The following is a 19425-nucleotide window of genomic DNA, read 5'->3' on the forward strand; positions in this document are numbered from 1 at the left end:
TCGGGGGGGAGGGCTGGCGGTGGTTTCATTCGGGGTCCTTTTATGCTTTGCAGGCTGCCCGGGAAAGCCGAAAAAGCACCTGTTCCGAGGTAGGTTTCGTTAAATGTCAGAGGATGTTGCGACCCGGTCCCGCAATGGCAGGCTGCCTCGGGGCCTGATCTGGGGCGGAATGGCCCTCTATTGCCTCGGTCTGTTCCTGTTGTTCGATTTCGGCTGGTCCAGCCTGACCCGGGGCGAGGAAACCCAGCGCGCGGCGCGCATCGCCAATCCCGTCTACGATCACGGTTTCGCCGCCAGGTTCGAGGGCTACGACGTCTGGGGCGAGCTGCGCTATCCCCTGATCACCAACAGCCTCGGCTTCAAGGATGCCTCCGCGCGCGACGTGCCGCTGAAGGCCGGCTCCCGCCGCATCCTGCTGATCGGCGATTCCTTTGCCGAAGCGATCGGCATGAGCTTCGAGGATTCCTTCGCCGGCCGGCTGTATCGCGCCGGGCAGGAGCGCAGCGACAAGGTCGAGTTCCTCAACGCAGGCGCCGCGTCCTATTCGCCGAGCATCTACTACCGCAAGATCAAATATCTCATCGAGAGCGGATTGCAGTTCGACGAAGTCATCCTGTTCTCCGATCCGTCCGACGTCACGGACGAGGCGACGTCCTACTTCTGCATCGACGAGGACCCGAAATATCGCGTCCACTGCACCGCGGCGGAAGGCTCGATGCAGCCGGCCGCGGGGCCGAAGAAATCCGATTTCTTCATCGACCGCTTCGTCATCACCAACCGCGTGCGCATCGCGGCCAAGCGCTGGATCCAGTCGCTGCTCGGCAACCGCAAGCGCGCGCTCTCCACCGATCGCGGCCGCATCGGCTGGTCCATTTCCGGCTTCGACGTGACGAACGAGACCCGGCCGCTCGGCGCCGAAGGCGGCGTGCAGCGTTCGTTGCAGAACATGGGCAAACTTGCGGATCTGCTGGCGGCGCGAAACATTCCGCTCACCATCGTGGTCTATCCTTGGGCGCAGCAGATCGCGCAAGGCGACCGCAACAGCCGCCAGGTCGCGCTGTGGCGCGAGTTCTGCGAGAAGCGCTGCAAGCAGTTCATCGACCTGTTCCCGGTGTTGTTCGCGGCGAGCGAGGCCGACAAGAACTGGTACGAGCGCCTCTATATCGTCGGCGACGATCACTTCTCCGCGGAAGGTAACGCGATGGTGGCGCGTGAGATCGAGAAGCGGCTGCGCTGAGTGCCGTGCGGCTTATCCGCAACATCGGCGGGGCAATCGCGTCGCCGGCCGCGTAACGCAGGTTGCAATTTCGCCATGATGGCTTTATAGGCTACACATTGTAGCACTCGAACCGGGAGGGATTTGCATGATTATGCTGATTTCGCAGATCGACCGCCCGCGTTCGCTTATGTCGGGCCTCAGCGCTTTCTGAAGCGCCTTCTTGCCGACAAGGGTCGGGCCTGACGTCCCGATCTCCCATACTTCCCAACGAGTTAACGATCTAACGACGCGCGAGTCCGGCCCGTTGCCGTGTGCTCTGCGTCAAACATTTGGAGCCGGCATGCGTGTGGAGCGCTGCCGGATGACGCCATGACCGCCAGAAGAAAAGACCGGCCCGCTGCGATTCGCGTGGTGCTGCCCTTCGTGTTCCGCCACTGGCTGGAGCAGCCGCGCCGCGCGGCGACCGTGGCCGGCGGCCTGCTGGGCGCGACGGTTGCCGACCTCTTCATGCCCGTGTTCTCGGGCCATCTCGTCGACGCGCTGACCCGCGGCGCCGAGAACGCCGGCGCGCGCGATGCGGCGTTCGCCGCCTTCGGCGGCATCGTGGCGCTGGGCCTGACCTCGATGATCCTGCGGCTGATCGGCTTGCAGGCGATCGTGCCGTTCACGCTGCAGATCATGTCCGACGTGGCGCGCGACGCTTTCATGCGCGTGCAGCGCTTCTCCACCGACTGGCACGCCAATTCCTTTGCAGGTTCCACCGTGCGCAAGCTCACGCGCGGCATGTGGGCGCTCGACCTGCTCAACGACACCATCCTGATGGCGTTGCTGCCGTCGTTCACGGTGCTGGTGGGATCGATGATCCTGCTCGGCCTGCACTGGCCGCAGCTGGGTCTCGTGATCCTGGTCGGCACCATTGTCTATGTCTCGATGACGCTGGTCTTCTCGGTCCGCTTCATCGCGCCGGCCGCGCGCGTCTCCAATGCCTGGGACACCAGGGTCGGCGGCACGCTGGCCGACGCCATGACCTGCAACGCCGTGGTGAAATCCTTCGGCGCGGAAATGCGCGAGGATGCGCGGCTGGAGGGCGTCATTGCGCGCTGGCGCGCAAGGGTGCGGCGGACCTGGTTCCGCTACAACTACACGTCAACGGCGCAGCTGACCGTGCTGCTGTGCTTCCGCGCGTCCGTCATCGGCGGCGCGATCCTGCTCTGGATCGCCGGCCGCGCCACGCCGGGCGACGTCACCTATGTCCTGACCAGCTACTACATCATCCATGCGTATCTGCGCGACGTCGGCATGCACGTCAACAACCTGCAGCGCTCGGTGAACGACATGGAGGAACTGGTGGCGATCCACGACGAGCCGATCGGGATCGCGGACGCAGCCGGTGCGAAGCCGATCGACATCGGGGGCGGGCGCATCGTCTTCGACAACGTCACGTTTCATTACGGCGGCCATCCTGCGCCGCTGTACGACGGACTGTCCGTCGACATCCGCGCCGGCGAGCGCGTCGGCCTGGTCGGGCGCTCCGGCTCCGGCAAGACGACCTTCGTCAAGCTGGTGCAGCGGCTGTACGACGTCACCGGTGGCCGCATCCTGATCGACGGCCAGGATATCGCGCTGGCTTCGCAGCAATCGCTGCGCCGCCAGATCGCGATCGTGCAGCAGGATCCGATCCTGTTCCACCGCTCGCTGGCGGAGAACATCGCCTACGGTCGGCCCGGCGCCAGCATGGCGGCGATCGAGCAGGCGGCCCGGCTGGCGAACGCGCACGACTTCATCCTGCGGCTGCCGAAAGGCTATGGCACGCTGGTGGGCGAACGCGGCGTCAAGCTGTCGGGCGGCGAGCGGCAGCGCGTGGCGCTGGCGCGCGCCTTCCTGGCGGACGCGCCGGTGCTGATCCTGGACGAGGCGACGTCGAGCCTGGATTCGGAATCCGAAAGCCTGATCCAGCAAGCGATGGAGCGGCTGATGAAGGGGCGCACCTCGATCGTGATCGCACACCGGCTGTCGACGGTGCGCAGCCTCGACCGCATCCTGGTGTTCGATCGCGGCGAGATCGTCGAGCAGGGCACGCACGCCTCGCTGATCGCGCGCCAGGGCGGCATCTATCGCGGGCTGTTCGAGCGGCAGGCCACCGAGTTCATCTCGGCGGCGGAGTGAATTGTGACGCGTGGCTGACCGGCAAATGTCCGGACAGCCACGCGCCGGAAATGGATTTTGACAATGAAAGACCTGACGCGCGGCTCCATTGCGGGCCACATCCTGAGCATGGCGCCGCCGATCGTCGCCGGCATGGTCACCATCATGATCTGCCAGCTGGTAGACCTGTACTTCGTCGCAGGTCTCGGCGAAGCCGCCGTCGCGGGCGTGGCGGCGGCGGGCAATGCCGGATTCCTGATCAACGGGGCGATGCAGGTGCTGGGTGTCGGTACGGTTGCGCTGATGGCGCACGCCGTCGGGCGCGGGGATCGCGCCGACGCCAACCTGGTGTTCAACCAGTCGATCATCCTGTCGGTGCTGTGCGGCTTGTTGACCCTGGTCGCGGGATTCGCGGTGGCGCGGTCTTATATGCGCGCCGTCGCTGCCGACGAGGCCACTGTCGAAGCGGGCACCACATATCTGTTGTGGTTCATGCCGGCTCTGGCGCTGCAATTCGTGACGCAGGTGATGGGTGCCGCGCTGCGGGCCACCGGCATCGTGCGGCCGACCATGCTGGTGCAGGCGCTTGCGGTCATCCTCAACATCGCGCTGGCGCCGGTCTTGATCGCAGGCTGGGGTACCGGCCACGCGCTCGGTGTTGCCGGTGCGGGCCTGGCGAGTTCGATCGCCGTCCTGATCGCCGCGCTGATGCTTTTTGCGTATTTCCACAGGTTCGAGCGCTATGTCCGCTTTGATCCAGCGCAGTGGCGTCCGCAGCTTCGGCAATGGAACCGCGTCCTCAATGTCGGCCTGCCTGCCGGCGGCGAGTTTGCGATCATTTTCGCGTGGATGGGCGTGATCTATTATGTGTTGCGCGATTTCGGCGCGGCGGCGCAGGCCGGGTTTGGTATCGGCACGCGGGTGCTGGGCCTGATCCAGATGCCCGCGCTGGCGGTTGCTTTGGCAGCCGCGCCGATCGCCGGCCAGAATTTCGGCGCCGGCGATGTCCGCCGCGTACGGGAAACCTTCGTCAAGGCAGTGTTGATCGCCACCGCTGTCATGATCGGCTTCATGATCCTGGCGCAATGGAAGCCCGGCCTTTTGCTCGCAGGCTTCTCGGAGGATCGGGACGCGATGGCGGTCGCCGTACAGTTCCTGCACTTCGTGTCGCTGAATCTGGTGGCGCAGGGGGTGATCTTCACCTGCCACAGCATGTTCCAGGGCCTTGGCAACACCAAGCCGGTGCTGCTGAGCTCGGGCACCCGCCTGTTGACCTATGCGGTGCCGGTGATCTGGCTCTCGACACGGCCCGGCTTCGCGATCGAGCATGTCTGGTATCTGTCGATCGCCACCGCCACGCTGCAGGCGGGCCTTGCGCTGTGGCTGCTGCGCCGCGAGTTGAGGAAACGGCTGGCGCCGCTGGAGCGGAAAGTCAGTCCGGAGCCAATGGCGGCCGGGTAGCGAGCGCCTTCTGCGCGCGCGTCCGCGTCGAGATCGCAACCGTCGCCACGACAGCTGCTGCGAACGCCAGGATCTGCCAAGTGATGGTCTCGCCGTTGAAGTAGGAGGCGAGTGCGAAGGTGATGAAGGGTTGCAGCAACTGCACCTGCGATACCCGCGCAATGCCGCCCATGGCGAGGCCGGCGTTCCAGGCAAAGAAGCCGATCCATTGCGAGAACAGGGTGACATAGACGAGGCCGAGCAGGGGCTTTGCGGGCAGCTGCAGGATGTCGGCGGGCATGGTGAGCAGGGCCGCCGGGATCGAGATCGGCAGCGCGATGACCAGTATCCAGCTGATGACTTCCCAGCCCGGCATTCCCGCGGTCAGGCGCCCCGAGAAGGCGTAGCCGATCGCCGCGACGGCCACCGCGGCAAACAGGAAGAGATCGCCCGTCGACAATGTGCCACCGCCGTCGCGCAGCGCAAAGGCGATCACGAGCGCAGCGCCGGTGAGCGAGGCGATCCAGAACAGCGGCCGCGGCCGCTCATGGGTGATGGCGACGGCGATCAGCGCCGTTGCGATCGGCAGCACGCCGAGCACCACGCCGCCATGCGACGCATCGACCGTCTGCATGCCCTGCGCCATGAACAGCGGGAACAGGATGACGACGCAGATCATGGCGATGACGATCTGCGGCCACAGCGCGCGCGGCGGCAACGGCCGGCGCAGCGCGATCAGCAGCGCCAGCGAGCACAGGCCGGCAATCGCCGCACGCAGCGCCGTCAGTGCGACGGGATCGATGGCGGACACTGCGAGCCGCGTCGCCGGCAGCGTGCCGCCGAATATCGCCATGCCGACGAAGCCGAGCAGGAGGCCGAATTGTTCGCGCCGATCGTGCGACGGCATGACGTGCGTGGTGGAGGACATGCCCGTGTGGTTATCGGCTTCGCGCGATTCCGTATAGCCGGCTCAGTCGGTGCACATGGCCGCCATGCGCGCGTCATCTCGGTGCAATGCTGCTCCACAGCAAGCCGAGGCCGGAGAGAAAGAGCAGGCCCAGCACGATGTCGTAGAAATTGCGGTCGCTCAGCGAACGATAGGTCCACATGCCGAACCGCGCGCCGGCCAGCGTGCCCGGCAGTGCCAGAAGAGCGAGCCAGAACACTTCCTTCGCGACGAAGCCGCTGGCGATTTGCAGGGCGAGGGCCGCGCCGAGCACGGTGCCGTTGAAAATCTGGAACACGCCGCGGCGCTGATCCTTGGTCCAGCCGCGCACGCTCGCCCACAAGGTCGGCAGCGGGCCGGACAGGCCGGCGAGGCCGCCAAGAATGCCGCCGGCAAATCCGACGGCGGCGTCCGCCGGCCGGCCGCCGAAGCGGAATGCCATCGGCTTGCGGATCAGATAGAGCGCGGCCGGGAACACGATCAGCATCACGCCGACGCTCATCTTGAAGACCCGCGGGTCGGCACGCTCGACCAGCAGTACTCCGACCGGCATGCCCGCGAGGCCGCCGAGCACGAAGGGCAGGGCAAGCCTGAAGTCCATCAGGCGCCACATCGACGGCAGGGTGGAGAGCTGCGAGGAGACCGAGCAGATCAGCACCAGCGGCACGGCCAGCGCAGGCGACAGCACATAGAGCCAGATGCCCAGCGCCATCAGCGCGGTGCCAAATCCGGCGAGCCCCGACACGAAGCCGCCGGCCAGTGCGCCGAACAGCAGGACGGCATAGGTGGCGGCGTCCACTCTTTCTTTTCCTTTGTCGTCATTCCGGGTTCGGCTCTGCGAGCCGCCCCGGAATGACGGTTGAATTTGCGGCATCGTTTACACGCCGCCGCGGGCAGGTACTATCGTGACCGCCAACGAAATAACAGATGGAAACGCCCCGATGAGTTCTTCCCCGAAGACATTCCTGGTGTGTCACGGCGCCTGGTCGGCCGGGTGGGCATGGAAGAAAATGCATCCGCTGATGAACAGGGCCGGCCATCGCCTGCTGACGCCGACCTATACGGGGCTCGGCGAGCGCGCGCATCTGGCGCATCCCGCGATCGACCTGGAGACACACATCACCGACATGCTGCAGGTCATCAGGTACGAAGACCTGCGCGACTTCGTGCTGATCGGCCACTCCTATGGCGGAATGGTCGCGACCGGCGTCGCCGACCGCGCGCGCGACAACGTGAAACAGCTCATCTATATCGACGCCTTCGTGCCTGCGGACGGTCAGTCGCTGCTGGACTTTCTGCCTCAGTCGGAGCAGCGGCGCATGCAGGAGGCGATGCAGAGCGGCGACGGCTGGCGCGTGCCGCCGAACCCGACGCCATCAGACACTTCGCCCGAGGACGTCGCCTGGCTCAGCGAGCGCCGCGTCCACATGCCGGTCAAATGCTTCGAGCAGAAATTGAAGTTGTCGGCGCCTCTGACCCTGCCGCGCAGCTACATCTACGCCACCCGCATTGCGCCCGCCGACATCTTTGGCCGGTTCGCGAAGATGACGAAGAACGATACCGCCTGGCGCTACCACGAGATCGATGCCAGCCATTCGCCGAACGTCACCGCGCCGGAGGCGCTGATGACGATGCTGGAGAAGGTCGCGGCGGGGTAAGATGGCAGGGTTGTTCTGGACAAGTAGGCCTGCCAATAATGCGCCAGATTATCGAGGGATGCATCGATACTGACGAATTATGTTCGATTTGCCGCCAACCTTCGTGTGGTTGCCGCCGATCACTTCCCTGATCTGGCCGGGACCGCAAGAGCCGTCATCCACGAGAACGCGCTGGCCTTCCTTCAGCGCCCCCATGGGAGGCTCCGCTTTCAGAACCGTAGCCGCGATTGCGGCGGCAAGCATCGTCGTCGATAATGCCGTGACAATGAGCGCCTGGAGCGGAAAGTGTCCATTCATCTCACTTCCCCCGCTTGATTTTATCGCATTGCAGTTTACCCAAAGTATAAGCCGAGGTGAAGCAACCTATCCCGACGGCCCCCTTTATTGTATCCGCTCGTTCGGGCATGCGATAAGCTTGCGAACAGGCCATAGTATCTCCCCGCTGTTCGGGAACTGGTATGGCCAGCGGTCCGGGCTCTGAGGGGCCGGCTCGCTTGCAGTCTTGAGCACCGAAACACTGGTCGAGGGGTCCAATGGACAAACCTCTGCAAAGTGTGACCGAGACCGCTGCCGTCATGGACGGCCACCTGCAGGTTGCGCTCGATAACATGCCGGGCGCGCTCGTCTATACCGACGAGGATATCAACATCGTCTTCTGCAACGACCGTTTCAGGGAGATGTACCCGGTCCCTGCCGAATTGCTTCGATCGGGCCAACCCTACCCACAGTTCCTGCGCTACCTCGCGACGCATGGTTACTATGGCAAAGGCGACGTGGATACGATGGTAGCGCGGCGCGTGGAAAGCCTGCGTCATCCGAGCGGCAAGAGCTTCGAGGACATCACGCCGGATGGGCGATGCTATCTGATCTATCGTCGCAGGGCGGCCGCAGGCGGAACGGTGACGGTGATGACCGATGTCACCCGGCAAAAACAGGCCGAGCAGGAGTTGGCGAGCAAGGAGGCCGAGTTTCACCTGGTGCTGGACAACATGCCCGGGGCGCTCGTCCATACCGATGAGGATATGAACGTCGTCTTCTGCAATGACCGCTTCAGAGAGATGTATCCGGTCCCCGCCGAATTGCTTGAGCCCGGCCAACCCTATCCCCAATTCCTGCGCTACCTCGCGACCCATGGCTACTATGGCGAAGGTGACGTGGAGGCGCTGGTTGCGCGGCGCGTGGAGAGCCTGCGCCATCCGACCGGCAAGAGCTTCGAGGACATCACGCCGGATGGGCGATGCTATCGTATCCATCGTCGCAGGGCCGCCGCCGGCGGTACGGTGACGGTGATGACAGATGTCACCGAGCAGAAGCAAGCGGAACAGGATCTGGCAAACAAGGAAGCCGAGCTTCACTTGGCGCTCGACAACATGCCGGGCGGGCTCGTCTACACCGACGAGGATCTGAACATCGTCTTCTGCAACGACCGCTTCAGGGAAATATATCCGGTTCCCCCCGAGTTGCTTCGCGCGGGACGACCGTACCCCGACTTCTTGCGCTACCTGGCGACGCACGGCTACTACGGCAAGGGCGACGTTGATGCGCTGGTCGCGCGACGCGTGGACAGCCTGCGCCATCCGACCGAGGCGAGCTTCGAGGACAAGACGCCGGGCGGCCGACATTATCGCATCCGTCGGCGCAAGGTTAGTTCGGGCGGGACGGTCACTGTGATGACTGATGTTACCGAGCAGAAGCTCGCCGAGCATGCGCTCATTGAGGCCAAGCGACGCCTGGAAGAGGCGAATGGCAGTGTCACCGAGAACAACCGGATGCTCGAGGCGCTTTCCTCGAAGCTGTCGAAGTATCTGTCGCCGCAGGTTTACGAGTCGATCTTCAGCGGCGCGCAGACGGTCGAGATATCTGCCAAGCGCAAGAAGCTCACCGTCTTTTTTTCCGATATCGCAGGCTTCACCGAAACCACCGACCAGCTGGAAGCGGAAGAACTGACGGATGTCCTCAATCAGTATCTGACCGAGATGTCGAAGATTGCGCTTGCGCACGGCGCGACCATCGACAAATTCATTGGCGACGCGATGTTGATGTTCTTCGGTGACCCCGAAACCAGGGGCATGCAGGAGGACGCCAAGGCCTGCGTGACGATGGCGATAGCAATGCAGCGCCGCATGCGCGAACTCGAACAGGAATGGCGGGCGCGCGGGCTCGAGCGTCCATTCCGGATGAGGATCGGTATCAGCACCGGCTTCGCCACCGTGGGCAACTTCGGCAGCCGCGATCGCATGGACTACACGATTTATGGCAACCAGGTGAACCTGGCCGCGAGGCTTCAGTCAGCGGCCGAGCCGGGGGGAATCCTGCTGTCCTACGAGACCAATGCGCTGGTGCAGGCAATCGTGCTCACCGAAGAATTCCCGCCGATGACGGTGAAGGGCTTTGTGCGGCCAATTAACGTGTACAAGGTTCTCGGTACCTATCATGAACTCGTGGACGACGGCAGGGTGGTGCTGCAGGAGCGCGATGGTTTGCGGGTTCTGGTTGACCTGACGAAACAGGTCAGCTCCGAGGCGATCAAGGTGCTGGAAGAGGTGTTGGCCGAGCTGAAGCGGCGCAGCTAGATGCCTGCTGGTGTTCAAGATGGCGAGGGGCCCGGATGCGAAGCTCCAGAAAAAAGGCCGGCAGCTCAAATCCCAACCCTTTGACGAAGATCAAGTTCTGCGAGATTATCTGACCTATTCAGAAACTGGGTTATTTTCTGGATTTTCGCCATGGTAATGCGTCTCTTCGCGCCGCAATTCCTCATCCTCTGGGCCTTTGTTGGCTCCGCCATCGCCGTCCATTTCAGGGGCAAGGTGCGGCTCGGCTTCTGGCGGCAGTTCACGGACCATTCCACCCTGATGGCGCCCTACAATGTGCTGATGTACCTGTTCTCGGCGGTGCCGAACCGGCCGATCTTGGACGAGGAGTTGATCCCGGATCTCAAAAAGCTGCGCGATAACTGGCAGCCGATCCGCGACGAGGCGCTGGCCCTGTATGCGCACGGACAGATCAAGGCCGCGGACAAATACAACGACTGGGGTTTCAATTCGTTCTTCCGCACCGGTTGGAAGCGGTTTTACCTGAAATGGTACGATGCGCCGCTGCCGTCGGCGATCGCCAATTGCCCAAAGACCGTTGAACTGTTGAATTCGATCCCAAGCATCAAGGGGGCAATGTTCGCCAGCCTGCCGCCGGGCGGCAAGCTGGTGCAGCATCGCGATCCCTACGCCGGCTCGCTGCGCTACCACATGGGACTGATGGTACCGAAGTCGCCCGGCGAATGTCGCATCATTATCGACGGCGAACCGCACTACTGGGGTGAGGGCAAGGGTTTGCTGTTCGATGAGACCTATCTGCACTACGCCGAGAACACTACCAGCGATGACCGCGTCATCTTGTTCTGCGACGTCGAGCGACCGCTTCGTACCCGTGTGATGACCGGGATCAACCGCTGGTTCGGCAAACACATCATCAACGAGAGCGCGACCCAGAATGAGGAGGGCGAGCGGATCGGCTGGATCAACCGAATTTTCAGTTACGTGTATCAGGTGCGGCTGTTCGGCAAGCGGATGAAGGCCTGGAACAAGCGAGTTTACTACTCGGTGAAGTACTTTTTGGTCGGCGGTATCATTGCCGCGTTTCTGGCGACAGCGTTTGTTTGAGAAGGTCGGCAGAATGCGAGATGGGTAAACGGCACCGGTTGGCTGGATGCGGAGCACCCTTCACATCGATAGAGAACAGGCAACTCGGGCTGCGATGCCGACGAAGTCGTAGCCAGCGATTTTGTGCAGTGACTGAGTGGTGACTTCCGCTTCCGGGACAGCGGACAATCGTTATTGAATTCCAGCGGCACGACATCATCCAAAAATGGCGAGGGGCCCGGCGTGTTCGCGCCGAGCCCCTCATTTAGACGTATCAGCCGGCCTGTAAGCCGGGTTCTGTAGGGCACCGCCCGCTTGCGCAGACGATACGTGACGGCCATTCCTCTGGGACCATGTTCGCACATGGCCTCGAGCAACCTACCCGGACGGCGAGCCTGACATAGCCCTGCGGCGTTATCGCTTTCGCGAACAGCCCGCGATGCCGTCCCTATTCGGTTTTGCTCCCGGTGGGGTTTGCCGTGCCGTCTCCGTTGCCGGAAACGCGGTGCGCTCTTACCGCACCTTTTCACCCTTGCTCTCGCCTTCGCAGCTTGCGCTGCTACGTCGTAGCAGGCCCGAGGGCCTGCCTCGCCGAAGCCCAAAGGGCGGAGGCGGGGGCGGTTCGTTCTCTGTGGCACTTTCCCTGGGGTCACCCCCGCCGGATGTTATCCGGCACCGCATGTCGATGGAGCCCGGACTTTCCTCTCCGGCAGCCTTTCGACCCTAGCCGGAGCGGCCGTCCGGCCGACTGACGCCCCTGTGATGGGGGCTGGGGCGGCCCGCGTCAAGCGGAGAGCACGGCCGGAACCGGCGAAAATAAACTATCCTGAACATGTCGTTTGGGCCGCAGGCCGTTCGACCGGATGTCGGCAACCCCGCCGATCAGAAGGATGAGAGCGATGCAGTATTTGTTGTTGATCTACCGGAGCGAAGCCGAACTCGGCAAAATGGACGCCGCGGCGCGCAAGCAAATGATGGCGGACTACGGCGCGTTTACGCAATCCATCGTCCAGAGCGGCAATTTCAAATCCGGCGACGGCCTGCAACCGAGCACGACTGCGACCACGGTGCGGGTCCGCGACGGCAAGACCCTGACTACGGACGGTCCGTTCGCCGAGACGCGCGAACAGCTCGGCGGCTATTACCTGGTTGAAGCCAAGGATCTCGACGCCGCGATCGCGATCGCTGCGCGGATTCCCGGTGCCAGGGCAGGTTCGATCGAGGTCCGGCCGATCATGATCTATGATTGATCACTGCCGTCATGACCTCCGCCGATATCGAAAGAACATTCCGCGACGAGGCGGGCCGGGCGATGGCCACGCTGATTCGCCTCGTCGGCGATTTCGATCTGGCGGAGGATGTGCTGCAGGAAGCGTTCGCAGCCGCATTGGAGCGCTGGCCGCAGGGCGAAATGCCGGCCAACCCCCGCGCATGGCTGGTCAATGTCGGGCGCAACAAGGCGATCGACCGTATCCGCCGCAACGTCGCCTTCCGCGGCAAGCAGCAGCAATTGACGCACGAGCTCGAGCTCAACGCATCTGCGGCATGCGAGGCCGGCGACGTCGTGCTCGACGACGACATGCTGCGGCTGATCTTCACCTGCTGCCATCCGTCGTTTGCGCCGGAGGTGCAGGTCGCGCTGACCCTGCGCACGGTGTGCGGGCTGAGCACGGCGCAGGTGGCGCGTGCATTTGTGGCGAGCGAGGACGCGATGGCGCAGCGGCTCACCCGCGCCAAGCAGAAGATTCGTCTCGCCGGCATACCCTATGAAGTGCCGGAGCGCGACGCGCTGGAGCCGCGGCTGCGCGGCGTGCTCGCGGTGATCTATCTCGTCTTCACCGAAGGCTATGCGGCGACGTCGGGCGAAGACCTGATGCGTCCGGACCTCGCGCGCGAGGCGATCCGGTTGGCGCGGCTGCTGGACGGGTTGATGCCAGGCCGCGGCGAGATCAAGGGCCTGCTTGCGCTTATGCTGCTGCATGATGCGCGCCGCGCCGGGCGCGAGACCGATGGCGGCGACATCGTGCTGCTGGAGGAGCAGGACCGTTCATCGTGGGACCGCGCACAGATCGCGGAGGGGCTCGCCCTCGTCGAGGACGCGCTGCGCATGCCAGGCCGGCCGGATGCTTACGCGGTGCAGGCGGCGATCGCCGCGCTGCATGCGCGCGCGCCCAACTACGAAGACACCGACTGGCCGCAGATCGCCGGCCTCTACGAGGTGCTGCTGCGCATCAGCCCGTCGCCGGTGATCGAGCTCAACCACGCCGCCGCGGTATCGATGGTGGACGGTCCGGAGCGCGCGCTTCAACTGATCGACGCGCTGGAGGCGCGCGGCACCCTGAAAGGCTACGAATTGTTGCCCGCGGTGCGCGCCGACCTGTTGCGTCGGCTCGGTCGCCATGATGCCGCGCGCGCGGCCTATCTGGCAGCGACCGCGGCGACGCAACTTGAGCCGCTGCGCCGCCTCTATGCGCGCCGTCTGGTTGAACTGGATCGGGTTGCCGCGACCAAGGGCTGACCGCCCCTCGGCTTGCCAACCCTGTCGCCGGGTCTAGAATCCCCACTTTATTCAAGGGGGAATTGCCATGGCTGACGAAAAGGATTTGTCCTCGCCGAACTATTACTCGACCGCATCCGGGGCGGTGGGCACCGTCATGATGGTCAACGCGGCGCGCAAGGGGCCGAAATGGCTGCGCTACCTGCTTTACACCTTCGCCGCGATCACGGCGCTTGCGACCACCGCCGGCCTGATCGACAAGGTGACGAGCGTCGGCAGCCTTCCGGCGTGCGATGCGCAGACCACGCGCGACACTCTCTCCGACCTGAACCGGGATAACAAGTTCAACGCCTCGAAGTACAATTTCATCAAGAGCGTCGGCAAGACCGATAGCGAAGTCACCTGCATGGCGAGCCTCGCGCTGAAGGGCGGCGGCAATGTCGAATATGACTACCGCATCTACAAAGAGGGCGGTTCGGTGAAAGTGAAGATCACCGAGATCAGGAGATAATGAAATCGTAGGATCGGTAGAGCGAAGCGAAACCCATCGATTTCTTGCGCGGAGAGGTGATGGGTTTCGCTTCGCTCTACCCATCCTACACACCGTGTTCGATGGCGCGCTATGGGCCGACGGATTGCAGCGCCCGCTCGATGTCGCGCGAGGCGTTCAGCAGGGTCTCCGCGACTTCCTGCTCGCGGCGCGGCCCCAGCCGCGAGCGCACGGCCGAAACCGTGATCGCGGCCGCCGGACGGCCGTCGACGGTCTTGATCCAGGTGGAGATCGACTTCGTCCCCTGCACGAGGCCGACCTCGCGCAGATTGTAGCCCCTTCGTCTGGCGGCGGCGATTTGCGCGAGCACCGCTGAAATGTTGGTGCGATAGGCCAAAAATCTTGCTTCGTTGGCGGCGACGATCCTTCGCGCTTCCGGTGCCGGCAGCGCGGCGAGGATGGCGACGCCCGCGCTGGAGACGCCGAGCGGTCGCCGCGCGCCGATCTCGATCGAGAGCACCTGGATCGGCCAGGCGCCGATCCGGCGATCGACGCATAGTGTGTCGTTGCCGGTCCGCACCGTCAGGAACAGGGTGTCGCCGACCTGCCGCGAGGTTCGCCGCAGCACCTCGTCGGCGGCTGCGAGCAGCGGCGAACGCGACGGGCGGGCCAGCGCCAGTTCCGGCACCTGGTTGCCGATCGCGTAGCGGCCGGTCTTTTCGCTGCGCTCGACGATGCCTTCCTCGATGAGGGCATGCACGATCCGGTGCACGGTGGGGCGGGTCAGTCCGGTGGCCTGCACCACCTCGGCCAGCGGCAGGCCGGTCTCGCGGCCGGCGGCGAGAATGCGCAACACGGCCAGCGCGCGCCGGATCGCCTGCGCGCCTTGCCGCGGTTCCGTCCTGCCGTGAGCCGTCATGCCGCAGACCCGATGTCCACAATGTGGACAAGAACGGCATAATTCAGTCGACAGGTAAAGTCGGTAATCCAATGATCGCCGCCAAAGCTGGCGGACCCGATCCGCCGCGCTTCGGGAGGATGCGATGAGATTTCGGACGCTGATGGCGGCTGCGCTCGCGGCGGTTCTCGCCGGCCCGGCAGCCGCCCAGGAATGGCCGGCGCGGAACGTCAAGCTGATCGTGCCCTATCCACCAGGCGGCAATGTCGATACTGCCGCCCGCATCGTCGCCGACAAGCTGCAGGAACGTCTCGGCCAGCCCTTCATCATCGAGAACAAGGCCGGCGCCGGCGGGCTGATCGCGGGCGAGGCCTTCGCGAAATCGCCCAATGACGGCTACACGCTGTTCGTCGGCGCCAACGGGCCGGTGCTGTTCGCCCCCGAAATCGCCAAGCGCGACGCCTATGACTGGAAGCGCGACTTCGTCCCGATCACCACGATCTCGATGACGCCGCTGGTGCTGGAGGTCCATCCCTCCGTCAAGGCGCAGAACCTCAAGGAATTCCTCGACCTCGTGAAGCGTGAGCCCGGCAAGCTGACCATGGCCTCGCCCGGCGCCGGCACCACCAATCATCTGCTCAGCGAACTCGCGCAGTCATCGCTCGGCCTGCAATGGGTCACCGTGCATTACCGCGGCAATGCGCCGGCCACCAACGACCTGATCGGCGGGCAGGTGCATTTTGCCTTCGACCAGATTTCGGTCGCGCTGCAGTACTTCAAGAACGGCATGCTGCGGCCGCTCGCCGTCACCAGCGCGCAGCGCACGTCGTGGCTGCCGGACGTGCCGACCTTCAAGGAACTGGGTTACCCCGACTTCGATGCCCAGACCTTTACCGGCCTGTTCGCGCCCGCCGGGACGCCCGCGCCGATCGTGGCGAAACTGCAGGAAGCGATGACGGCGATCCTGAAGGACGCCTCCGTCGTCGAGAAATTCAACAAGCTCGGCGCCGAAGCGGTGGCGATGACGCCGGTCGATTTCAGGGCGTACCTGTCGCGCGAGGACGCCAAATGGATTCCCGTCGTGCGCAAGGCCAACATCAAGGCCGATTGATTGCCGGACAGGCGCGGTGGCGAGGCGGTTATGCGGATCGATCCCAGCGAGCTCGGTGCGGAACGCATCTACCGCCTGATGACCGGCATCGTGGTGCCGCGCCCGATCGCCTGGGTCACGAGCCTGTCGGCCAAGGGCGTGCTCAACCTCGCCCCGTTCAGCGCCTTCACCTTCGTCTCGCAAAAGCCGCCGATGCTCGCTATCAGCGTCGGCCGCAAGGCCGGCGTATGGAAGGACACCGCCCACAACATCCTCGACACGCGGGAGTACGTCATCCACATCGCCGACACGCCACTGATGAACGTCCTGCACGAGAGTTCGGTCGAGCATCCGCCTGAAGTCAGCGAAGTCGAGCATCTCAAGCTGGAGACCGTGCCGAGCGAGCTGATCGGGGTGCCGCGCCTCGCCGCGCCGCCGGTCGCGATGGAGTGCCGCTTTCATCAATGTCTCGAGTTCGGCGAGGTCAGGAGCCGGCTCATCGTTGGCGAAGTCGTGATGTTCCACCTCCGCGACGGGCTGATGAACAACGGCAAGGTGGAAACGAAACAGCTCGACCCGATCGCGCGCATCGCCGGGCCGCGCTACGCCCGCCTCGGCGAGATCGTGACGCTGAATACGGTGTTTCAAACGTCGAAATCGACCGAAGGGGAATCGTCATGACCGGACCATCGCGCCGCAGGAGCATCCACATCGGCGGGTTCAAGCACGCCAATCCGATTCCGAATGCCAGCCGCATCGGCAATCTCGTGATGTCCGGCGTGATCCTGGGCCGCGACTCCGCCGGCAAGATGCCGGACAGCCTGGAAGCGCAATGCGCCAACATGTTCGCGCATATGAAGGCGACGGTGGAGGCCGCCGGCGGTTCCACCGACGACATCATCAAGATGACGGTGTGGCTGAAGGACCGTTCGCAGCGTGCGCCCGTCAATGCCGAGTGGCTGAAGATGTTTCCCGACGAGCATTCGCGGCCTGCGCGCCACGCGCTGCAGATGGACAACATGGAAGGCGGCGCGCTGGTGCAGTGCGACTTCACCGCCGTCATCGACTGACAGGAGTTTTTGGTGCCGACCTATCTTCCGTTCGATCCGAACCCGCGCCAGCCCTCGCGATTGCCGCCGAAGGGAACCATCGACAGCCAGTTTCACGTGCTCGGGCCGGTTGAAAAATATCCGGAGCGGCCGGGCGCGGCCTATCGCATGCCGACCGCGACATGGGAAGCGGCGCTGCGCATGCACAAGGCGCTCGGCATCGAGCGCGGCATCATCGTGCAGACCACGACCTACGGCGCCGACCACGCGGTGGTGCTCGACGGCCTTGCCGCCATGGGCAAGGGCTATCGCGGTTGCGCCAACGCGCTGGTATTTGCCGAAAAGGATGACGCTTACCTCGCCAAGCTGCACGATGCCGGCGTGCGCGGCGCGCGCTTCAGTTTCCGCCAGGAGCTTGGCGCGGTGCTTTCGGACAAGGACTTTGCACGCGCCATCGCGCGGATCCGCGAACTCGGCTGGTACGCAAAAATCCAGCCGGAAAAGGACGGCATCGTCTCCAGTGTCGACAAATACGCCTCGCTCGACGTGCCCGTGCTGATCGACCACATGGCGCGCCCCGATCCCTTGCGCGGCAAGGACGATCCGAACCTGCGCAAGATGCTGGAGCTGCTGTCGAAGGGCAATTTCTGGGTGATGCTGTCGCTGGGCGAGAAGACGTCGAAGGCGGGTCCGCCCTGGGACGACGTCATCCCGATCGCACGCGCCTATATCGAGGCCGCGCCCGACCGCTGCGTCTGGGCCAGCGACTGGCCGCATCCGGTCTCGGTGGTGCAGCCGCCGAACGACGCCGACCTGCTCGAGCTGATGTACCGCTACGCGCCGGATCAAGCGACGCTGGAGAAAATCCTCGTTCGCAATCCGGCGAAGCTGTTCGGGTTTGCAGAGTAGGATGGGTAGAGCGAAGCAAAACCCATCACTTCTTTCCCGATGCGGATGCATGATGAGTTTCGCTTCGCTCTACCCATCCTACCGGTTGGACCGCCCGCATGCGCGGGATGACAACACGCTCCGCGGGCGGCTTCCCCTCACCCCGACCCTCCAAGAGCCAGGCTTTCGCTCGTCTCTTCCCCCAACGAAGACGGGGTGAGGGGGCTCGCCGCCGCTGCGGAATTACCTTGCCGCGATGTTCACCGCCTCGCTCGGCAGGCTCGACAGCAAGGCATGAAGCGTCTCCATGGTCGAATGATCGAAGACGCCGTCGATCTTGGCGGGACGGAAGTGACGCTGGAATGCGGAGACCACCTCCATGGTCGCGCCGTCATACTTGCCGGTGACGGGAATGCCGTAACCGTACTTGGCGAACGCCGTCTGCATGTTCATGACGTCGTCGCTGATCGAGCCGAGCTGCAGCAGCTCGCCGCGCACGATCGGCGCTGGCTGCACCCAGTGGCCGACGCCGGAATTGGCCAGCGAATGCCACGGGAACTTCTCGCCGGGGTCCTTCTTGCGCGAAGGCGCGACGTCGGAATGGCCGAGCACGCGATGGGCGGGAATGTTGCGGCGGAGCATGATGCCGCGGCACAGCGCGATGACGGCCGCGATCTGGCGCAACGGATAGTCCGGATAGCCCCAGTCATGGCCGCGGTTGACGATCTCGATGCCGATCGAGCAGGAATTGATGTCGTCCTCGCCGGCCCAGGTCGAGACGCCGGCATGCCAGGCGCGCTTGGCTTCGGGCACGCATTGCACGATACGGCCGTCTTCCAGCACGATGTAATGCGCGGACACGTCGGTGCCGGGCGTGCAGAGCTGGGCGATGGCGCCCTCGACGTCGGGCATGCCGGTGTAGTGCAACAGGATCATGTCGGGCGCGCGGCCCTTGTTCCGCTCGCCATAGTTGGGCGAGGGAATGACGTCGGACGCGATCGAGGAATCCGGGGTAAAGGCCTTCATGTCCGCGGTGCCCTTGGGAACGGGGAGGGCGCGTTGACGCTTCGAATCAATACCAGCAGACGCGAACGAACCAGAAGGCATGACAAAACCCAAACCGGGCAAGACGACGGCAGACAAGAGTGGACGTTTACTATTCCTTTACGATCTGGTCGTGGCAATCCGGGAAGTCACGCAGCCTATCGCATTTTGGCGGAGTGTGTGCAGGAAGCATCAGTGCGCGTCGCGCGGCAAGACGAGCGCGCAAGAGCCGCGCCCAACCGTCAACGCTTTCTTAAGGCTAAGTGCCGTTACTAAGTGGTGAAGAGCCGCGCCCCCTGTGGGAGCGGCCAAGGCCATTTTCGCGTTCGAAATCCCATGGCAGCCCGGCAAATTCCGTCTCTAGAACAGGGTTTGCGGCCCCCAGGGACCGGCGGTCCTGGCCTGCGACGGCATTTCGACCGGACC

The 19425-nt window shown here is 64.2% G+C and carries 19 protein-coding genes and 1 other RNA gene; 13 read left to right on the forward strand and 7 right to left on the reverse strand.

The window, feature by feature from the left end; translation table 11 throughout:
• Positions 1–169 precede the first annotated feature (169 nt).
• From HZB49_RS22930 to HZB49_RS22940, 3 genes are all read left to right on the forward strand, one after another.
• Positions 170–1237 (forward strand): hypothetical protein, encoded by a 1068-nt coding sequence (locus tag HZB49_RS22930; RefSeq protein WP_291615454.1) that lies wholly within the window; start codon positions 170–172, stop codon positions 1235–1237.
• A gap of 351 nt (positions 1238–1588) precedes the next feature.
• Entirely contained in the window at positions 1589–3385 is a 1797-nt protein-coding gene (locus tag HZB49_RS22935) for an ABC transporter ATP-binding protein (RefSeq protein ID WP_291615456.1), read from the forward strand.
• 63 nt (positions 3386–3448) lie between these two features.
• Positions 3449–4825 carry an MATE family efflux transporter gene (locus tag HZB49_RS22940; protein ID WP_291615458.1) on the forward strand — a complete coding sequence of 459 codons (1377 nt, stop codon included), beginning with the start codon at positions 3449–3451 and terminating at the stop codon, positions 4823–4825.
• On the opposite strand, the gene HZB49_RS22945 is transcribed toward HZB49_RS22940, so the two are convergent.
• On the reverse strand, positions 4797–5732 hold the full coding sequence (locus HZB49_RS22945; protein ID WP_291615460.1) for a DMT family transporter: 936 nt from the start codon (positions 5730–5732) through the stop codon (positions 4797–4799). The two genes, HZB49_RS22940 and HZB49_RS22945, sit on opposite strands and share 29 nt — an antisense overlap.
• Before the next feature lie 73 nt (positions 5733–5805).
• On the reverse strand, positions 5806–6549 hold the full coding sequence (locus HZB49_RS22950; protein ID WP_291615462.1) for a sulfite exporter TauE/SafE family protein: 744 nt from the start codon (positions 6547–6549) through the stop codon (positions 5806–5808).
• Positions 6550–6691: 142 nt separating this feature from the next.
• On the opposite strand from HZB49_RS22950, the gene HZB49_RS22955 reads away from it, so the two are divergent.
• Positions 6692–7408 (forward strand): alpha/beta hydrolase, encoded by a 717-nt coding sequence (locus HZB49_RS22955; RefSeq protein WP_291615464.1) that lies wholly within the window; start codon positions 6692–6694, stop codon positions 7406–7408.
• 48 nt (positions 7409–7456) lie between these two features.
• Here HZB49_RS22955 and HZB49_RS22960 read toward each other — a convergent pair whose 3' ends face one another.
• Complete coding sequence (locus tag HZB49_RS22960; protein ID WP_291615466.1) at positions 7457–7705, reverse strand: DUF6719 family protein; 249 nt, start codon at positions 7703–7705, stop codon at positions 7457–7459.
• A 236-nt stretch (positions 7706–7941) separates the two neighbouring features.
• On the opposite strand from HZB49_RS22960, the gene HZB49_RS22965 reads away from it, so the two are divergent.
• Positions 7942–9981, forward strand: a complete 2040-nt coding sequence (locus HZB49_RS22965; protein ID WP_291615468.1) for a PAS-domain containing protein — start codon at positions 7942–7944, stop codon at positions 9979–9981.
• 114 nt (positions 9982–10095) lie between these two features.
• On the opposite strand, the gene HZB49_RS22970 is transcribed toward HZB49_RS22965, so the two are convergent.
• A complete protein-coding gene (locus HZB49_RS22970; RefSeq protein ID WP_291615470.1) occupies positions 10096–10251 on the reverse strand; it encodes a hypothetical protein in 156 nt (51 codons plus the stop codon).
• A gap of 9 nt (positions 10252–10260) precedes the next feature.
• Between HZB49_RS22970 and HZB49_RS22975 the strand changes: the two genes are divergently transcribed.
• A complete protein-coding gene (locus HZB49_RS22975; RefSeq protein ID WP_291615472.1) occupies positions 10261–11064 on the forward strand; it encodes an aspartyl/asparaginyl beta-hydroxylase domain-containing protein in 804 nt (267 codons plus the stop codon).
• Positions 11065–11313: 249 nt separating this feature from the next.
• Here the strand turns inward: HZB49_RS22975 and rnpB are convergent.
• Positions 11314–11795: RNase P RNA component class A (rnpB, locus tag HZB49_RS22980), an RNA gene on the reverse strand.
• Between the two features lie 147 nt (positions 11796–11942).
• On the opposite strand from rnpB, the gene HZB49_RS22985 reads away from it, so the two are divergent.
• The 3 genes from HZB49_RS22985 to HZB49_RS22995 all read left to right on the forward strand — a co-directional run bounded on the left by HZB49_RS22985 (position 11943) and on the right by HZB49_RS22995 (position 14051).
• The gene (locus HZB49_RS22985; protein ID WP_291615474.1) at positions 11943–12293 is read left to right on the forward strand and encodes a YciI family protein; all 351 of its coding nucleotides are present in this window, start codon (positions 11943–11945) and stop codon (positions 12291–12293) included.
• An 11-nt stretch (positions 12294–12304) separates the two neighbouring features.
• A complete protein-coding gene (locus HZB49_RS22990; protein WP_291615789.1) occupies positions 12305–13561 on the forward strand; it encodes an RNA polymerase sigma factor in 1257 nt (418 codons plus the stop codon).
• A gap of 67 nt (positions 13562–13628) precedes the next feature.
• On the forward strand, positions 13629–14051 hold the full coding sequence (locus HZB49_RS22995; protein WP_291615476.1) for a hypothetical protein: 423 nt from the start codon (positions 13629–13631) through the stop codon (positions 14049–14051).
• A 109-nt stretch (positions 14052–14160) separates the two neighbouring features.
• Here the strand turns inward: HZB49_RS22995 and HZB49_RS23000 are convergent, their stop codons facing one another.
• Complete coding sequence (locus HZB49_RS23000; RefSeq protein WP_291615478.1) at positions 14161–14949, reverse strand: IclR family transcriptional regulator; 789 nt, start codon at positions 14947–14949, stop codon at positions 14161–14163.
• A 124-nt stretch (positions 14950–15073) separates the two neighbouring features.
• On the opposite strand from HZB49_RS23000, the gene HZB49_RS23005 reads away from it, so the two are divergent.
• Genes HZB49_RS23005 through HZB49_RS23020 form a run of 4 tightly spaced genes read left to right on the forward strand, consistent with a single transcriptional unit; the run spans position 15074 to position 17976 of the window.
• Positions 15074–16039, forward strand: coding sequence for a tripartite tricarboxylate transporter substrate binding protein (locus HZB49_RS23005; RefSeq protein ID WP_291615480.1), 966 nt, complete (start codon positions 15074–15076; stop codon positions 16037–16039).
• Positions 16040–16069: 30 nt separating this feature from the next.
• Entirely contained in the window at positions 16070–16699 is a 630-nt protein-coding gene (locus HZB49_RS23010; protein WP_291615482.1) for a flavin reductase family protein, read from the forward strand.
• Positions 16696–17088, forward strand: coding sequence for a RidA family protein (locus HZB49_RS23015; protein ID WP_291615484.1), 393 nt, complete (start codon positions 16696–16698; stop codon positions 17086–17088). The genes HZB49_RS23010 and HZB49_RS23015 overlap by 4 nt, the downstream gene beginning before the upstream one ends.
• A 12-nt stretch (positions 17089–17100) precedes the next feature.
• Positions 17101–17976 (forward strand): amidohydrolase family protein, encoded by an 876-nt coding sequence (locus HZB49_RS23020; RefSeq protein WP_291615487.1) that lies wholly within the window; start codon positions 17101–17103, stop codon positions 17974–17976.
• 222 nt (positions 17977–18198) lie between these two features.
• Here the strand turns inward: HZB49_RS23020 and HZB49_RS23025 are convergent, their stop codons facing one another.
• Entirely contained in the window at positions 18199–19062 is an 864-nt protein-coding gene (locus HZB49_RS23025; protein WP_291615489.1) for an N-acetylmuramoyl-L-alanine amidase, read from the reverse strand.
• Positions 19063–19425 lie beyond the last annotated feature (363 nt).

This window comes from Bradyrhizobium sp. (genome assembly GCF_016219575.1).
Taxonomy (GTDB): Bacteria; Pseudomonadota; Alphaproteobacteria; order Rhizobiales; family Xanthobacteraceae; genus Bradyrhizobium.

What these genes read in the sequence shown, in the direction of transcription:
- HZB49_RS22935 (WP_291615456.1), top strand. Translation starts at nt 1,589, where the DNA reads ATGACCGCCAGAAGAAAAGACCGGCCCGCTGCGATTCGCGTGGTGCTG.
- HZB49_RS23015 (WP_291615484.1), top strand. Translation starts at nt 16,696, where the DNA reads ATGACCGGACCATCGCGCCGCAGGAGCATCCACATCGGCGGGTTCAAG.
- HZB49_RS22930 (WP_291615454.1), top strand. Translation starts at nt 170, where the DNA reads ATGGCCCTCTATTGCCTCGGTCTGTTCCTGTTGTTCGATTTCGGCTGG.
- HZB49_RS22955 (WP_291615464.1), top strand. Translation starts at nt 6,692, where the DNA reads ATGAGTTCTTCCCCGAAGACATTCCTGGTGTGTCACGGCGCCTGGTCG.
- HZB49_RS23025 (WP_291615489.1), bottom strand. Translation starts at nt 19,062, where the DNA reads ATGCCTTCTGGTTCGTTCGCGTCTGCTGGTATTGATTCGAAGCGTCAA.
- HZB49_RS22985 (WP_291615474.1), top strand. Translation starts at nt 11,943, where the DNA reads ATGCAGTATTTGTTGTTGATCTACCGGAGCGAAGCCGAACTCGGCAAA.
- HZB49_RS22960 (WP_291615466.1), bottom strand. Translation starts at nt 7,705, where the DNA reads ATGAATGGACACTTTCCGCTCCAGGCGCTCATTGTCACGGCATTATCG.
- HZB49_RS22970 (WP_291615470.1), bottom strand. Translation starts at nt 10,251, where the DNA reads ATGGTCCGTGAACTGCCGCCAGAAGCCGAGCCGCACCTTGCCCCTGAA.
- HZB49_RS22990 (WP_291615789.1), top strand. Translation starts at nt 12,305, where the DNA reads ATGACCTCCGCCGATATCGAAAGAACATTCCGCGACGAGGCGGGCCGG.
- HZB49_RS22965 (WP_291615468.1), top strand. Translation starts at nt 7,942, where the DNA reads ATGGACAAACCTCTGCAAAGTGTGACCGAGACCGCTGCCGTCATGGAC.
- HZB49_RS23000 (WP_291615478.1), bottom strand. Translation starts at nt 14,949, where the DNA reads ATGACGGCTCACGGCAGGACGGAACCGCGGCAAGGCGCGCAGGCGATC.
- HZB49_RS23005 (WP_291615480.1), top strand. Translation starts at nt 15,074, where the DNA reads ATGAGATTTCGGACGCTGATGGCGGCTGCGCTCGCGGCGGTTCTCGCC.
- HZB49_RS22975 (WP_291615472.1), top strand. Translation starts at nt 10,261, where the DNA reads ATGGCGCCCTACAATGTGCTGATGTACCTGTTCTCGGCGGTGCCGAAC.
- HZB49_RS22945 (WP_291615460.1), bottom strand. Translation starts at nt 5,732, where the DNA reads ATGTCCTCCACCACGCACGTCATGCCGTCGCACGATCGGCGCGAACAA.
- HZB49_RS23010 (WP_291615482.1), top strand. Translation starts at nt 16,070, where the DNA reads ATGCGGATCGATCCCAGCGAGCTCGGTGCGGAACGCATCTACCGCCTG.
- HZB49_RS22940 (WP_291615458.1), top strand. Translation starts at nt 3,449, where the DNA reads ATGAAAGACCTGACGCGCGGCTCCATTGCGGGCCACATCCTGAGCATG.
- HZB49_RS22995 (WP_291615476.1), top strand. Translation starts at nt 13,629, where the DNA reads ATGGCTGACGAAAAGGATTTGTCCTCGCCGAACTATTACTCGACCGCA.